The following is a 17,061-nucleotide window of genomic DNA, read 5'->3' as shown; positions in this document are numbered from 1 at the left end:
TACAATACCTCTATAAAGTCTTCATATAACAATTCGTTTAGTTAGGGTATATTTAAATTTTAATTCTTAAAAGGTGAAATTAAGACCAATATTTTACATCCTTCTCTTTCTAACATCAGGAGAACTAAGTTTTTCTCAAAATCCAACTATTAATGAAAAGTTTATCGATAGCACCTATCAAGCAACATTAAATTATACTAAGGAAGATAGTGTAAAGGTTGAATTACTAAATAAACTTTCTGCAAAGTATGTAACAGAGGATTTAGAAAAAGCTGATTCCATTTTACTACTAGCACTGAAAATTTCCAAAAAAATTGAGTACCAACAAGGTCTGGCAAATACCTACACAAATTTTTCATCTCTATTCGTTAGAAAAGGTGAATATGACAAAGCTGTTGACGCCATTAATCAAGCCAAAATCATCCAAGCAAAACTAAATGATGATGAAGGCATCATATATGCAAATCAAAATCTTGCTAGGATATACATTGATCTTAACGAGTTAGAAAAGGCTAGAGAAATACTAGAAGAAAACAATGAACTACTCAGTAATGAGCCAAACTCAAACTTAAAAGCTTCTAATCATTTTTATCTAGCAAACACCTACTCAGCGCTAAATAAAGTTGACAAAACAATTGAAAATTATCTTGCTGCCAGATCAATTGCAGAACATAATAACTTTCAGACAGGAATAAATATAGCCAACGCTTCACTAGGAGGAATTGAGATTGAAAGAAGAAATTTTAATAAGGCTTTAGAATACCTACTTCCAGCTTTAAAATCCTTCCAACAAATGGGACAAACCGTCAATGTTGCCTATAGCTATCAAAGTTTGGCCAAGGCCTATTTGGGACTGGAAAATACCAGCAGCGCTATTGCATCTATCGACAAAGCCATTGAAATTTTTAAAGACCAAGAACTCTATAAAAATTTGAAAGATGCTTATGATTTAAAAACTCAAATAAGTTTAAAAGACAAGAACTACACTGAGGCAATGGAAGCGCTTCAATTGAAATATGCTATTCAAGATAGTATTTTATCAATTGAAAAAACAAAGGCAATAAAAGAATATCAAATAAAATACGAAACTGAAAAAACAGAAAGAGAAAAAGAAGCTGCTCTAAAAACTGCGCAACTTAATGCACTTGAAAGAGATAGAAATCAAAAACTATTTATTGGGACTGCAATTATAGCTGGACTACTGATTCTATCAGGAATTTTCTTATACAGTCGCTTTCGCGAAAAGAAAAAAGCCGAACTGATTACTATGGAACTTAAAGAGACTCAGAAAAGACTCGCTCTAGAAATGCAATACAGGCAATCTGAATTGAAAGCCCTTAAAGCTCAAATGGATCCTCATTTTATATTCAACGCATTGAACTCAATACAAGAATATATTATTCTAAATCAGAAAAATTTGGCCAGCGATTATCTTGGGAAATTTGCAGGATTAATGCGTAAATATTTGCATCATAGTGATAAAGGACTAATAAGCATAAGAGAAGAAATTGATTGTTTAAATATATATTTAGAATTAGAAGAAGTTCGTTTTGAAGATAGTTTTAAATACGATATAACTATTGATAAAGCCGTAAATCAGGAATTGTATCATATACCAACCATGATTGTACAGCCCTATGTTGAAAATGCTTTAAAGCATGGTTTATTGCATAAAAAGGAAGATAGAAAGTTAACAATCACGATACAACAAGTGAACAACAAAATTGAATGCATTATTGTTGATAATGGTATAGGACGTGAAAAAGCTGCACAGCTTAAAAAGAATAGATTAGACAAACATCAGTCATTTGCCACACAAGCCACAGAAAGTAGGTTAGAGCTACTCAATTACGGTAAAGAACAAAAAATTGGAGTAAGTACTGTCGACTTATATGATGAAGATAAAAATGCATCTGGGACAAAGGTAACGCTTACCATACCCTATTTTAAAAAGTAAAGAATGAAAGCAATAATCATAGATGACGAGCGTAAATCAAGAAACGTTCTTAAAATACTGATTGAAGAAAATTGTCCTAAAATCACTGAAATTTTTCAAGCTGAAAATCTTTTATCTGGCATAGAATTGATCAAAGAGCATAATCCTAGATTGGTTTTTCTTGATATTGAAATGCCAGAACATTCAGGAATTGAAATATTAGATTTTATAGATAAAGATTCCTATAATTTCGAAATTATTTTCACCACAGCCTATAGTGAATATGCAATTAAGGCATTTCAGCTAGCAGCTATCGACTATTTACTAAAACCAGTCACTGCCGCAGTCGTTTCTAACGCAGTAGACAAAGCACTTAATTATCTTACAAATTCAAATATCCATAAGCGTCTAGAAGAGTTAAAGACTAGTCTAAAAAAAGATAATTTTAGTAAAATAGGATTACCGTATAGCAATGGAATCAAGTTTGTCGAATTTAAAGAAATTGTGGCTTTTAAGGCAAGCGGTATGTATACAGAAACTTACCTAATAGATGGCAGTAAAATACTAGTAAGTAAACCTTTAAAACATTTTACTGAACTACTTAAAAATGTCACCTATTTCTTTAAATGCCATAGATCTTACTTTATTAATATTCAACATATCGTTGAATATTCTCGTAGTGACGGCGGTTTCATCACATTAAGCAATACACTTAGTGTTCCTATATCAAAGGATCGTAAAGAAGACTTTTTAAGTCTTGTACGTGCTTTATAAACTCAAACCGATATTTCATAAACTTAAAAACCCCATGCAGCAGTAACTACACTTATAATCAGTTGGTTAAGCTAATATTTGTGCTAACCAATAAATTATAAGTATTATGAAATCAAAATTACTATTAATAATAAGTTTTATTCTTTGCCTTACCGCATCGGCTCAATGGAGCCAGGTAGGGAACACGCAATTCTCCACGCAATTTGCTAGCCTTGCAGAGTTCACCTTTGACGCCAGCGGTAATCCTTATGTCGTATATGAAGATCCATCAAATACAGATATTTATGTGATGCAATACAATGGTACAAGTTGGGTGCAATTAGGTGCGGTAGTATCTACTGAAAATTATAACAATGTGGATATTACGATCAATCCAGTAACAGGTGAACCATGGGTCGCATTAAAAACGGAAGCCTCTGGAGCAGCGAGTAGTGTAGACGTATTAAGATATAACGGGACAGGTTGGATAACAGAAGGGGTAAACGTAGGAGGGAATTTCTTTACTCGTGGGATATTCTTAAATTTTGACAGCAATGGAGTTCCTAGAGTGACTGGTGTAATTAGCGCTGGAGGATCAGATAGAAGAGCTATTATTTATACTAAACAGACAAACGGGACTTGGACTTCATTGACGACAAATCTTGCCGCAAATCAGATGTATATTGACATGTTTAATGAAAACGACTATGTAATGGCAGATAGATCTGGACGTTTAATAGGTCAAGAAATTAGTACACAAATACAGACATCTATACTTGTTAATGGATCCAAAGATTACAGCATTATATCTGGATACAGAAATGGGACTGAATACTTTGCTGCGGCTTACAACATCACCGATAATAGTATAAATACTGGTCGTTCAACAGGAGCCATGTCCCAACCTACAAACGCTACTCAACTTTCAAGTAGCATCGTTCATTTAGGAATTAGTAATACTAATTTAAGACACTATTTAATGTATGACAATGCATCTAATCAATTAAGCTTTGAAAACTACAACCCTGCAAATGATACATGGAACACAATCACAGCTCCTTCTATATCGACTAGTGCATCTGGTTTTTTTGCAACGATGGAAATGAACCCTGTAGATGGAAATATGTATGTTTTATACCAAGATAGCGGTAGATTATCTATGCAGCAATACACAGTATCACCACCACTTCCTAGATACTATGTAGACGCAAATGCAAACGGGAATGGTAGTGGCGATAGCTGGGCTAATGCTATTAATGATCTTCAAATAGCAATTGGAAATGCCTCAAGTGCCACATCAGAAATATGGGTTGCGGCAGGCACCTACACACCAGGTTCTAGTCGTACAGATGCTTATAACATTGATCTTGATAATTTAAAAATCTATGGTGGTTTTAATGGTACAGAAACGAGTGTTTCCCAACGTGACATTGCTGCAAATCCCACTATTCTATCTGGTGATATCAATGGAGATGATGCTGGTCATGGAACAGGTACGCGAGGCGATAACAATTATCATGTGATGATCATCAATCAAGCAGATAATATCACCATTGATGGATTTGACATTCGATATGGTCACGCCAACGGAAGCGGCACAAATGCTTATGGTGGTGCGATTAATGTAGGCGGACAATCAGAGAATTTAGTTCTTAGAAACTGTACGTTCTTTCAAAACTTTGGATTAACCGGTGGTGCGATAAGAACCTATTTTAACGTAGATACTAACATGACGATTGAAAACTGCGTGTTTGACGATAATTTAAGCCGTTATGGAAGTGGAATGTACTTTCTTACAAATGCAAATAGGACCGTAACACTAGATGTAACTAATTCTCTATTTGTAAAAAACAGAACGTACAATGTCAGTAATAATGACAGAGGATTTACTGGAAGTGCCATGTGGATTAGAGCAAACGATACAGGTTCTAATCTAACTACAACAATCTCTAACTGCACTTTTGCAAATAATCTAGATCAAGGAACACAAGCTGGATCAGAAAGAGGACCGCTAGCGTTAAGCAGACGTAATGATAACGCAAGCACGCATACTGCAACGATTAATAACTCTATTTTTTACTTTAATGATCAAGGTAATTCTGGTGCGTTAAGTATTGCTGTAAACAAAGGACATGTCAATGCTGCTAATACTATTATTGTTAATAATTCTATCAGTGAAGACAGCTTTTCGAACTTATCTTTCCTAACGAACACCAGTAGTGCTGACCCATTATTTACAAATCCAAACGGTAATGACTTCACTATTCAATCAGGTTCTCCTGCAATAGACACAGGCGATAATTCCTTTATTCCTAATGGAATTACTTCAGATCTTTTAGGGAACGATCGTATCGCAAATGGTACTGTAGACATGGGAGCATATGAATTTGGTTCTACTGCTGGAATTGAGGATAGTTCACCATTAAAAGTAATTGTGTTTCCTAATCCAGCAACAACTGAATTCACAGTAGATTTAGATCAGGAAGAGGTAGATCAAATCTTTATGTATAACCTACAAGGTCAATTAGTTAAAACAAGCACACATGACCGTATTGATATTAGCGATCTTACAACTGGAATTTATCTGGTTAAAGTATTTACATCAAATGGTAATAGTGCAACGCAGAAATTGATTAAAAAATAGTACAATTCTCAATTATGTTTTTGTAGTAATTTTCATAATTGAACCATAGAAATCAGGCCAAAAACTGGCCTGATTTTCACCATTTATTGATCATATATAAATTCAATCTATGTTTTCATTAAATGACCTATTTCAAACAGATACAGATAAATTACCTTCAATTGGGTGATTTTGACATCGGGTAGCATAGCAGGGAATATTGCCCGATTTTATTGTCTATAAATTGTGGTTACTCCACTTTCGCGAAAGCGTGAACACTATTATCTTTACTTATCAAATAAAAAATGATGAATAAAGAAGAAGTTCTAGAGCGATTTTTAAGCTATATAAGCATTGATACCGAAAGTGATGCCTCAAGCCCAACGACACCAAGTACAGATAAACAGTGGGACCTGGCTCGTAAATTACATCAAGAGTTGATCGATATGGGAATGAGTGATGTTACAATAGATGAACATGCTTACGTCATGGCTACTTTACCGTCAAATGTCGATCAAGAGGTACCAACGATTGGATTCATTTCTCATTTTGACACCACTCCTGATTATACAGGAAAGAATATCAAACCGCAAATAATTGAAAATTATGATGGTGGTGATATACCTCTTAAAGGAAGCGATCTCATTTTATCTCCAGATTATTTTGAATCTCTTAAAAACTATATAGGTCAAACCATCATCACCACAGACGGTACTACACTTTTAGCAGCAGATGATAAAGCTGGTATAACCGAAATCATGACAGCGGTTAAATATTTAATCGACCATCCAGAAATTAAGCATGGAGCTATCAAAGTAGGTTTTACACCCGATGAAGAGATTGGTCGTGGAGCTCATAAATTTGATGTAGAAAAATTTGGTGCCGATTGGGCCTACACAATGGACGGTAGTCAAGTAGGTGAATTAGAATATGAAAATTTTAATGCCGCTGGCGCCGTGGTGACTTTTCATGGTAAAATTGTTCATCCTGGATATGCAAAAGGCAAAATGATTAATTCTATGTATGTGGCAAGTGAGTTTATTGAATCATTACCTAAATTAGAAACTCCTGAGCATACAGAGGACTATCAAGGTTTTTTCCACCTACACAATATGAAAGGCAGCGTAGAAAAAACCGAATTACATTATATCATACGCGATCATGATAAAGAGCATTTTGAAGCTAGAAAAGAAATGCTAATCAAATTGGTAAGCGACCTAAACGAGCAGTACGACAGAGAGGCTGTTAGTATTGAAATCAACGATCAATATTACAACATGCGAGAGAAAGTAGAGCCTGTAATGCATATTGTTGATGTTGCTGAAAAAGCCATGAAAGAATTAGGAATCACTCCACTCATTAAACCCGTTAGAGGTGGAACTGATGGATCTCAACTAAGTTATATGGGATTACCATGTCCTAACATTTTTGCCGGTGGACACAACTTTCATGGACCATATGAATATGTTCCTTTAGAAAGCATAGTCAAGGCAACTGAGGTTATTGTTAAAATTGCTGAACTAGTCGCCCAGCCTGAATAATTGATTTAAAGCGTAGTGAACAAATCCATTGTAATTATGATGGACTTCATATTATCTAAATTATAATCCTCTATCAATGAAAACTAAAGTAACTAATACCGCCGAATACATAGAACAATTTCCAAAATGGAAAGAGCAGCTTGAACAGGCTGCCATTCTTCTTGAAGAAACTGATCTAGAGGCCTCTATTAAATGGGGTGCACCATGTTATGGTTATGGCAAACGTAATTTAATTGGTTTAGCTGGATTTAAAAATCACTGCGCTATTTGGTTTCATGAAGGTGCATTATTATCTGACTCTTATAAAGTTTTAGGAAACGCACAACCTGGAAAAACTAAATTCCTAAGAAACATACAATTAAAAGAAGGTGAACAGTTTGACACCGTTATTCTCAAAGAGTATATAAACGAGACCATCCAAATTGCTAAAAGTCAGGACAAACCTAAATAGTAAAATGTTTCTACAAAAAAGAAAAGCCCTAATGCAAGTGCACTAGGGCTTTTTTATGAATTCCTATTTCAAACTTATTTCTTGTCTGATTTAGGTTCGTTTATTTTTTTAGAAAGTTCTGCACTTACAGCAGCACGTTCAAAAGTGATTTTTCCAGCACCTGTTTCAATAACCAAAGTACCTTTTTCCTCATTGATTTGATTCACTTTTCCGTGAATACCACTAGTAGTAACAACTTTGGCTCCTACTTTAAGAGATTCTGTGAATTCCTTTTCAGCCTTACGTTTTTGCGATTGAGGTCTAATTATTAAGAAATAAAAAATCCCAATTACTAATATGTAAGGTGCAAATGCAAGAATTTGATCCATCTAAAATAATTAAGCGTTAGGACTTGCTTTAGCCTTTGGGTTTACAAAACCTTTGATTCTAATTGACTCAGTACCACTTTCAGTGTTTGCTTTGATGGTAACGGTTTTAGTTTGATTGTTAGGCTTTCCGTTTGTATTAAACTTTACTAGCATACTTCCTTCTTCACCTGGAGCGATAGGCTCTTTTGACCAAGTAGGAACAGTACAACCACAACTACCTTTTGCACTTATTACAACAAGCGGTGCTGTACCTGTATTTTTAAAAGTATACTCATGTTCAACAACAGTTCCTTCTTCTACAGTACCAAAATCATACTCAACCTCGTTGAAGGTCATTACAGGATAATCTGCTGCAACTTCTTTACTTGCTGCTGCTGCAGTTAAATTTGCCTCATCGATCTTAGCCTTAGATTCATTGTTACAACTTGTAAGAGCTACTGCAGCTACTGCTGCAAACATCATTATTACTTTTTTCATTTCAATTAAATTTTAAGTCTAGCAAATGTAATTAAATCCAACCTGAAAGCAAAGTGCGCAACTATAAGATTAACAAAGTTTCAAATACTGCCTTACTACATCAAACCACGACCTACTTTATTGATAAGGTCCTGAGCTGTGAGTTCTTTAAGTAATCGATCTAGAATACCATTTACAAATGTGCTACTTTTAGGAGTACTGTAATCCTTGGCGATCTCTAGATATTCATTCAAAGTCACCTTTGTTGGAATACTAGGAAAGTACAAGTATTCTGCCTGGGCCATCATAATAAGTATACTATCGATAGGTGCAATACGTTCCTTATCCCAATTAGGTGTTTTACCTTCTATACGACCTTCTAATTCCTCACTATTAAGGATTGTTTTTCTAAACAAATCCATAGCAAACTTGATATCATCTTGATCTTTAACCAGAACTGGCATTTTAACATCCTTAGATGGCTTTACTTTTCTTAAGAACATGATTATATTACTGTTGACAAGTGGATAGTCATCCATCCAAGTAATATTGATATCCTCCAAATAATCCATGATCTCATCACTAGGAGCGATAAGATTTTCATAGACATTAAGTAGGAATTTTAAATCTCTTTTCAACGAAGGTTCTTCCTCCATCGCGTATAAAACAAATTCCTTACTGCTTATAATCTTATCATATAGATTATGTATGTATTTTGAATCTAGATGCCATGGATCGATTTTACGTTTTTCTAGGGCATCAACCAGCTCTTGACTTTCTCTAAGCTTAAGTAGAATTTTATTATCGATTAAATGGCGACTGGGATTACGTTCAGCATCAGTAGCGATATGACGGTTTTGAGCAAGTTCGTGTTTATCGACTGCGTGCTCGTGTAGTTTTACTAAAAGTTGAACCATGTATAGAAACAAGGTATACGTTTGCGTCATACTTGTGTTTAAAAAGGTTTCTAGACTTTTTAATTCATCTGGTTGTTGACGCTGAAATGCAAATACAGCTTGCATCACTTTAATTCGTAGTTGTCTTCTAGTAAGCATAAAGAACGTTTTTTTCCTTTTTAAAGGTTGTTGCTGGTGATAATCACCATGCGTTTTTATTTATTAAAGATGTCTTATAGGTTCGCTTTCGCGAAAGCGAACAAACTAAAAATAAAGTCCTTCCTATAAGACACCTTAATTCATTTTCAACTATTAAGCTAGTTGTTCTTGTTTTCTAGCATCAATGCGAGCTTGTGCAATTTCAAGCGCAGCTTGATGAGTAGTTACACCAGTCTCGTGAGCTCTATTGAGAATTTCAATAGTCGTGGTGTAAATATTTTCAGTCTTGCGCATGATTTCGGTACGATCATATCCTTCCAGCTCTGCATAAACATTTATAATCCCACCTGCATTAATAAGGAAATCTGGTGCATATAAGATACCACGCTCTTGCAATCTTTTACCGTGTTTTTGCTCATCGGCTAATTGGTTGTTTGCAGCACCAGCAACGATATCACAGTTTAATAAATTAACTGTATCATCATTTACAGTAGCCCCTAATGCACAAGGTGCGTAGATATCCATTTTCTCAGCATAAAGATTAGTCCCACCATAAATAGTAGCACCATACTTATCTCTAACTTCTTCTAATTTACCTTGATTAATGTCTGATACGACCACTTTAGCTCCTTCTTGAGTAAGGTATTCTACCAAAGTTTCTCCTACATTACCGATTCCTTGAACATATACGGTTTTATCTTCAAGAATGTCACTACCGTATTTGTATTTTGCAGCAGCCTTCATTCCCATAAAGACACCATAAGCGGTAATTGGACTAGGATTTCCTGCTCCGCCTTTATCTTGTGAAATACCAGTTACATATGGAGTGACTTCTCTCACAGTATCCATATCTTCAGTTTCCATACCTACATCCTCTGCAGTAATATACTTACCGCTCAACGAGTGCACAAATTCTCCAAAACGGCGCATTAATTCTGGAGTCTTTTGGGTTTTGGCATCACCTATAATTACGGCTTTTCCACCACCTAAATTTAATCCTGTAATGGCACTTTTATATGTCATACCACGTGATAAACGTAGTACATCATTAAGGGCTTCCCACTCGTTTTTGTATTGCCACATTCTAGTTCCTCCTAATGCAGGACCTAAAACTGTGTTATGAATTCCGATAATGGCACGTAATCCAGTATCTTTGTCATTACAAAAAACAATTTGTTCATGATTATTAAAGGAAACCTGTCCAAAAACGGGATCCTGTTGAATCATTTCTTCAACGCTTGTATAGTCTTGTGACATATTGAAATTTTAATTGCCTGTGTTGTTTAGAAAAGGCGTGCAAAAATAACGTGATTTTAGCACATGGACAATATACCAAATGTAAATTACACCCATTTTACAACAGGCCTGTTGTTGGTCACTTTTTTATTACATGAAAGAACTACAAAAGCTCAATAAGCTCTTTGCAAAATACAAATGGCAACTTATAGGTGGAATCCTTGTCACCATTGCCGCCAGACTGTTTTCACTAGTATTACCTCAATACGTAGGTAAAATCATTAACCTCCTTAATGATTATGGATCTGGTAAAATTACAGACAAAGAATTTTTAAGAAGTGAATTGTTAATTAACATTGCATGGATAATCGGTGCGACTCTTCTCGCTGCTGGATTAACTTTTGTCATGAGACAACTTATTATAGTTGTATCAAGACATCTAGAATACGACTTAAAAAATCTAGTGTATGAGCAATATCAAAAACTTTCTCTAGGATTTTATAAGCAAAATCGTACTGGCGATTTAATGAATCGTATAAGCGAGGATGTATCCAAGGTAAGAATGTATATGGGACCATCGATAATGTATAGCATTAACATGATCACATTATTTGCAGTAGTTATACCTAGAATGTACTTTACAGCTCCTACCCTAGCATTGTACACTCTTATACCACTTCCTTTTCTGGCAGTAGCCATCTACGTTATCAGCAGGGAAATCAACAAAAGATCTACGCTAGTACAACAATACCTATCTAATTTAAATACGGTTTCACAAGAAGCCTTCAGTGGTATTTCTGTAATAAAAGCCTACAATCTATCTGGTCAAATGTTTCAACAGTTTGAAGAAATTGCAAATGAAAGTAAAGCAAAAAACATAGACCTAGCACGTGTGCAAGCCCTATTTTTTCCATTAATGGTATTATTAATTGGATTGAGTAATATCATGGTCATATATATTGGTGGTAAGCAAGTTATCGACGGAGTTATTGATGTAGGGACCATCCCTGAATTTCTTATCTATGTAAACATGCTTACATGGCCAGTAGCAGTAGTTGGCTGGGTAACTAATATGATACAACAAGCTGAAGCTTCCCAAAAAAGAATTAATGAATTCCTAGATATTGAACCTGCCATTCAAAATTTACAGCCACAGCGATCGCCAGTAAAAGGAAATATTGAGTTTGATCAAGTAAGTTTCACTTATGATGATACTAATATTACCGCACTTAAAGAGGTTTCCTTTAAAGTTCCAGCAGGAAAAACACTTGCCATCTTAGGTAAAACAGGTAGCGGTAAATCAACCGTACTAGAACTTTTAGGAAGGTTATACGACATTGAAAAAGGCTCTATAAAAATTGACGGAACTCCTATTAAGGAACTTAATCTTGAAGATTTAAGAGCAGCCATTGGATATGTTCCACAAGACGCATTCTTATTTAGCGACTCAATTAAAAACAACATAGCATTTGGTAAGGTAGATGCAACAGAAGAAGAGATTATAACAGCAGCAAAAAATGCAGCCGTACACAAAAACATAACCAACTTCACAAAAGGTTACGATACCGTTCTAGGAGAACGAGGAATAACCTTGAGCGGTGGACAAAAGCAGCGTGTCTCAATAGCTAGAGCAATTATTAAGAAACCACAAATCTTACTATTTGATGACTGTTTGAGTGCGGTGGATACCGAAACTGAAGAAAAGATTCTAAGCAATTTAAAAAGGGTTACAAAAGATACCACTACAATCATCGTTAGTCACCGAGTAAGTAGCGCTAAAAACGCTGATCTAATTCTCGTACTAGACAACGGTAGAATCATAGAAAAAGGAACGCATCAAGATCTAGTAAACGCGCAAGGTTATTATGCTGAATTATTTGAAAATCAAATGTTAGAAAAACAAGATTAAAGCCCAGTTAATCTCACTGTACAGACTACTCGTTTCCCTTTAAAGTTGTTAAAAGAAAAATAAGTCTTCTTGTTATTAACATAAATCAACATTAACATCAAAAACAAAGTGCTGTTTATCAATATTTTAGACACTTAAAAAGCATAAAGCTTTTGGCTTAAACATTTTTTTATATTTTTGAGCCATAAACCATGAAAAACTCAAATGAGCGATAGAGATTACAAAGAGCAGGAAGATATTTTTTCAAAAGTTGTACGCGCAGGTCGTCGCACGTATTTCTTTGATGTTCGTTCTACTAAAGCAGATGATTATTATCTAACCATCACTGAAAGTAAAAAATTTACCAATGACGACGGTAGCTATCACTTCAAAAAACACAAGATTTATCTTTATAAAGAAGATTTTGCTGAATTCACTGAAACCTTAAATGAGGTTACTAATTTCATAGTTAAAGAAAAAGGTGATGAAGTTATAAGTGAGCGCCATCAATCAGACTATAAAAAGGAAGATGTAGTTGCAGCTCATGATAACGCTGCAGAGCCTAATCACCCTGCAAGTTTTACTAATGTAGAATTTGATGACATATAAAACTTATCGTCTTAAATATATCTTAAAGCCTTTCTCTACGGAAGGCTTTTTTTATTTTTAAAAAAATTTCCCATTCACATGAAAATTACTCGCCATATACTAGTTATAGTAAGCTGTGTTTTTAGTATCGCTTTCGCGAAAGCGCAATCAAATCCTACACTAGTCAACCCAGCCTTAGATTATTACTTACCCCAAGACATCTCTTATGATTCCAAAATCTCTAAACCACAAGACGTTTTAGGATATGTTCCAGGTAAGTGGCATGTGACACACGACAAACTTGTAGAATACATGCGTGTACTAGCCCAACAATCAGATAGAATTACCATAGAAAATAGAGGTTACACCTTTGAGGATAGACCTTTATTACTACTTACTATCACGTCTCCTGAAAATCATGCTAACCTAGACACTATTCAAAAAGAGCACCTAGCTCTTTCCAACAGCGATGGAGCAGATGTGAGCAACATGCCTATCGTAGTATACCAAGGTTTTTCTATACATGGTAACGAAGCTAGTGGATCAAATGCAGCTTTACTACTAGCTTATTATCTAGCAGCTGCACAAGGTGATGAAATAAACAACCTCTTAAAAAACACAGTTATTTTATTTGACCCAAGTTTTAACCCAGATGGCTTACAACGTTTTGCAGGTTGGGTAAATCAACACAAAAATAAAAATGTAACTCCTGATGGATATGATAGAGAATACAGTGAAGCATGGCCAGGTGGACGTACTAATCATTATTGGTTTGATATGAATCGCGACTGGTTACCAGTTCAACTTCCAGAATCACAAGCCCGTATCGAAACTTTTCACAACTGGATGCCCAACATTCTTACCGACCATCATGAAATGGGAACCAATGCTACTTTCTTTTTTCAACCTGGAATTCCATCGCGCACGCACCCATTAACACCTGCAATGAATCAACAATTAACGCGTGAAATAGGAAATTATCACGCTGCCGAGTTAGACAAGATAGGATCCCTGTATTATACAGAAGAAAGTTATGACGACTTTTACTACGGTAAGGGATCTACATTTCCAGATGTAAATGGGTCAATAGGAATACTTTTTGAACAAGCTAGCTCGCGTGGTCACGCTCAAAATTCTGAAAATGGTGTACTTACATTCCCATTTACGGTGCGCAATCAATATACCGCTGGAATAAGCACGTTGAAAGCTGCGGTAAGTATGCGAGAAAAGATATTGAATTACCATAAGGACTTTTATACAAACGCTAGAAAAGAAGCAGATAATGGCGCGATAATTTTCGGTGATCATACTGACGCTGGCAGGACTGATGCTCTTGCTGATATTTTACGCCGTCATAAAATTGAAGTAAAAAGCCTTAAAAATGACGTGAACAGAAACGGAAAAACCTTTAAAAAAGGATATGCTTACATCGTTCCTAAAAATCAAAAGAACTCTCGATTAATCAAAGCGATGTTTGAAAAGCGTACACAATTTCAAGATAGTTTATTCTATGACATAAGCGCGTGGACCTTTCCACTAGCATTTGATATGGATTATGACGAAAATGCGAGTTTAAACAATGCAGCAGATAGAATGTCAAATTCCAACACCTATGAAATGCAAATATCAGATTACGCCTACCTAATGCCATGGAATGAGTACAAGACCCCAAAGGTTCTTAACTCTCTATTATCAAAAGGTATTCGGTCAAAAGTTGCTATGGAACCATTTTCTATTGAAGGACGCAACTATGATTATGGAACAATTTTAATTCCAGTACAAAATCAATCATTGAGTAAAACTGCTCTTGCTGAGTTATTGTTTGAATTACAACAAGATAATAAAGTAGACATATACCCAGTTCAATCTGGCTTAACTACAGGAATTGATTTAGGCTCACGTCAATTTAGAGCGCTTAAACTACCTAAAATTGCTTTATTAATAGGCAATGGTATAAATCCATACGATGCAGGAGAGATATGGCATCTGTTTGATCAACGCTATGACATCCCATTAACTAAGATCGACATCAATGAACTTAATCGTAGAGACTTATCTAAATACAACACCATTATCGTTCCTAATACCTACGGCAGTCCAGAAAATGAGGTGATCGATCAATTAAAGGCATGGACTCGTGACGGAGGAACGCTTATCGGTTATAGAAGTGCCTTAAGATGGATGAGTAGTTCAAAAATGTTACCTCTTGAATTTAGATCAACGGAAAACCCAGCAGAAAACATTTCTTTTGAACAGCGATCTGCTTTCTATGGAGCGCAAAATATAGGTGGTGCTATTTTTGAAACTAAATTAGATCGCTCACATCCTATTGCTTTCGGTTTTAAAGATGATCAGTTACCTATGTTTCGCAATACCAGATTATTCATAGAACCACATAAAGATTCTTTTAGAAACCCTATTACTTACACCAATTCACCGTTAATGAGTGGTTATATAAGTGATATTAATCTAGAAGCATTGAAAAACAGTGTTCCATTTAGACATAATAATTATGGCCGTGGTGATGTAATTGGTTTTACAGACAATACTCAATTCAGGGCATTTTGGTATGGTACAAATAAATTATTAATGAACGCTATATTCTTTGCAGAACAGATGTAGTAAAATCTAAATCAAAAAAAATATCCTTATTCATAAACATCTAATCTAGTGAATAAGGATATTTTTATTAATTCTTATCTGTGATCTTTTATGAATGCGGTAGGGTTCAAATAGCCTTCACTATTTGATGAATAGCCATCCCCTATTCCCATATTTAAGCTGTCACGTATCTCAAAATGAAGGTGCGCTTTATACAATCCATTTACATTACCTATGGTACCTATTTGCTCGCCTTTTTTAACGATATCATTTCTATTTACCATCATTCTTCTACAGTGAGCATATAAAGATTCGATTATCGCTCCATTCTTAAGCCTATGCTTAATAACAATAACGTTTCCCCAACCACCTGAATAATCCTTTGCCACAACCACTTGACCGTTTCCTATGGCAAAAATAGGATCGCCTAAATCAGAATTACCACCAGTGACGGCATTCCAATCATCTCCTAAGTGATAATTCTCTCCAAAAGGTTGAGCATTATAATAACCAATTGCGTCAGGTTTCCCAACTGGATAATCAAAATGAAAAGCTACAGGAATGCTACCATCTGATACAAGCTGTTTATTATTAAATAAAAAGTCCTGTTTTCTTGTGACGTCTTGAGAAGAAATGTTGCTTTCCTTACAAGAAGAGAAAACAATCAAAACTCCAAAAACTAATGGCTGTAATTTCATGGTTTAGAGCACTTGGTTTTATTTTTATAGTATTTTTTGCTCAACCTCAATTGTAAAAAATTAATAATCCTCGCAGTAACACGGTAATCACTTCTATCCTATTCTATCACCATTTTTTGCATGAGCACTTGGTTGAAGTAATATTACATCTTTATCAACTCCTACTACTCCTAGCACTAGACATTCACTCATAAAATTTGCGATTTGTTTAGGTGGAAAATTCACAACGGCAATCACTTGTTTACCAATAAGCTCTTGTAATTCGTAACGATTTGTAATTTGAGCACTGGTTTTCTTAACTCCTAAATCACCAAAATCTATATACAACTTATAAGCTGGGTTACGAACTTCTGGAAAAGGCTGCGCATCTATAATAGTACCTACACGCATATCCACCTTTTCAAATTCAGACCAAGTAAGTTTATCCATTCATTCTTAATTTTTCAATCATTTCACGCGAGATTTCGATGTCTGCTCCATAAGCATCTAGTAATATACCTTTTTGATCATCCTTTGTTTCAATGGCGTATAAAATCATGTTATCTCCAGGATTAGTCATTCCTTCAAAACGATGAAACTCCACTACCTCTAATTCACCAGCCTTCCACTCTTTTTTAAGTTCTTTACTATGAACACCATCTTCTACAAGATCAAAATCTATTGAAAATCCTCTGTCTTTTAAGTCCTGTGTAGCTTCAACTACGGTATCGTATGATTTTTTCATTTTTTATTTTCAAGATAATAATGTTCTAGGACAAGCCCGTGGGATTTAATAGGGTTTTAAGATATGAGATAACAATTCTGTTTAAATGATTAACATTCACCATTAAATTTGTAACCAAATATTAATAAATTACTTTAAAGATT

Annotated in this window: 15 protein-coding genes; 8 read left to right on the top strand and 7 right to left on the bottom strand. The window is 35.0% G+C overall.

What is annotated here, in order from left to right; genetic code table 11:
• The first annotated feature begins 73 nt into the window (after positions 1–73).
• The 5 genes from AAT17_RS10090 to AAT17_RS10070 all read left to right on the top strand — a co-directional run bounded on the left by AAT17_RS10090 (position 74) and on the right by AAT17_RS10070 (position 7,304).
• Positions 74–1,957 (top strand): histidine kinase, encoded by a 1,884-nt coding sequence (locus tag AAT17_RS10090; protein ID WP_060524037.1) that lies wholly within the window; start codon positions 74–76, stop codon positions 1,955–1,957.
• A 3-nt stretch (positions 1,958–1,960) separates the two neighbouring features.
• Positions 1,961–2,710 carry a LytTR family DNA-binding domain-containing protein gene (locus AAT17_RS10085; protein ID WP_060524035.1) on the top strand — a complete coding sequence of 250 codons (750 nt, stop codon included), beginning with the start codon at positions 1,961–1,963 and terminating at the stop codon, positions 2,708–2,710.
• Between the two features lie 106 nt (positions 2,711–2,816).
• On the top strand, positions 2,817–5,333 hold the full coding sequence (locus tag AAT17_RS10080) for a T9SS type A sorting domain-containing protein (protein WP_060524033.1): 2,517 nt from the start codon (positions 2,817–2,819) through the stop codon (positions 5,331–5,333).
• A gap of 284 nt (positions 5,334–5,617) precedes the next feature.
• A complete protein-coding gene (gene pepT / locus AAT17_RS10075) occupies positions 5,618–6,853 on the top strand; it encodes a peptidase T (protein ID WP_060524031.1) in 1,236 nt (411 codons plus the stop codon).
• Between the two features lie 76 nt (positions 6,854–6,929).
• A complete protein-coding gene (locus AAT17_RS10070) occupies positions 6,930–7,304 on the top strand; it encodes a DUF1801 domain-containing protein (RefSeq protein WP_042277501.1) in 375 nt (124 codons plus the stop codon).
• Positions 7,305–7,378: 74 nt separating this feature from the next.
• Here the strand turns inward: AAT17_RS10070 and yajC are convergent, their stop codons facing one another.
• From yajC to AAT17_RS10050, 4 genes are all read right to left on the bottom strand, one after another.
• On the bottom strand, positions 7,379–7,672 hold the full coding sequence (yajC, locus tag AAT17_RS10065; protein ID WP_042277499.1) for a preprotein translocase subunit YajC: 294 nt from the start codon (positions 7,670–7,672) through the stop codon (positions 7,379–7,381).
• Between the two features lie 9 nt (positions 7,673–7,681).
• Positions 7,682–8,149 (bottom strand): DUF1573 domain-containing protein, encoded by a 468-nt coding sequence (locus AAT17_RS10060; RefSeq protein WP_042277496.1) that lies wholly within the window; start codon positions 8,147–8,149, stop codon positions 7,682–7,684.
• Between the two features lie 95 nt (positions 8,150–8,244).
• Entirely contained in the window at positions 8,245–9,183 is a 939-nt protein-coding gene (nusB, locus tag AAT17_RS10055) for a transcription antitermination factor NusB (RefSeq protein ID WP_042277495.1), read from the bottom strand.
• Positions 9,184–9,336: 153 nt separating this feature from the next.
• A complete protein-coding gene (locus AAT17_RS10050; protein ID WP_042277493.1) occupies positions 9,337–10,440 on the bottom strand; it encodes a Glu/Leu/Phe/Val dehydrogenase in 1,104 nt (367 codons plus the stop codon).
• A 133-nt stretch (positions 10,441–10,573) separates the two neighbouring features.
• Between AAT17_RS10050 and AAT17_RS10045 the strand changes: the two genes are divergently transcribed.
• The 3 genes from AAT17_RS10045 (at position 10,574) to AAT17_RS10035 (ending at position 15,517) form a co-directional block, all read left to right on the top strand.
• Positions 10,574–12,328 carry an ABC transporter ATP-binding protein gene (locus AAT17_RS10045; RefSeq protein ID WP_060524029.1) on the top strand — a complete coding sequence of 585 codons (1,755 nt, stop codon included), beginning with the start codon at positions 10,574–10,576 and terminating at the stop codon, positions 12,326–12,328.
• Between the two features lie 204 nt (positions 12,329–12,532).
• Complete coding sequence (locus AAT17_RS10040) at positions 12,533–12,916, top strand: PUR family DNA/RNA-binding protein (RefSeq protein WP_060524027.1); 384 nt, start codon at positions 12,533–12,535, stop codon at positions 12,914–12,916.
• Positions 12,917–12,994: 78 nt separating this feature from the next.
• Complete coding sequence (locus AAT17_RS10035; protein ID WP_060524024.1) at positions 12,995–15,517, top strand: M14 family metallopeptidase; 2,523 nt, start codon at positions 12,995–12,997, stop codon at positions 15,515–15,517.
• A 74-nt stretch (positions 15,518–15,591) separates the two neighbouring features.
• Here the strand turns inward: AAT17_RS10035 and AAT17_RS10030 are convergent, their stop codons facing one another.
• From AAT17_RS10030 to AAT17_RS10020, 3 genes are all read right to left on the bottom strand, one after another.
• A complete protein-coding gene (locus AAT17_RS10030) occupies positions 15,592–16,194 on the bottom strand; it encodes a M23 family metallopeptidase (protein WP_060524022.1) in 603 nt (200 codons plus the stop codon).
• A gap of 93 nt (positions 16,195–16,287) precedes the next feature.
• Entirely contained in the window at positions 16,288–16,623 is a 336-nt protein-coding gene (locus tag AAT17_RS10025; RefSeq protein ID WP_060524020.1) for a tRNA-binding protein, read from the bottom strand.
• On the bottom strand, positions 16,616–16,918 hold the full coding sequence (locus AAT17_RS10020; protein ID WP_042277484.1) for a hypothetical protein: 303 nt from the start codon (positions 16,916–16,918) through the stop codon (positions 16,616–16,618). The genes AAT17_RS10025 and AAT17_RS10020 overlap by 8 nt, the downstream gene beginning before the upstream one ends.
• Positions 16,919–17,061: the final 143 nt, after the last annotated feature.

Source organism: Nonlabens sp. MIC269, from assembly GCF_001430865.1.
Taxonomy (GTDB): Bacteria; Bacteroidota; Bacteroidia; order Flavobacteriales; family Flavobacteriaceae; genus Nonlabens; species Nonlabens tegetincola.
The sequence above is the reverse complement of the archived record's forward strand: the minus strand, read 5'-3'. Positions and strand labels throughout refer to the sequence as shown.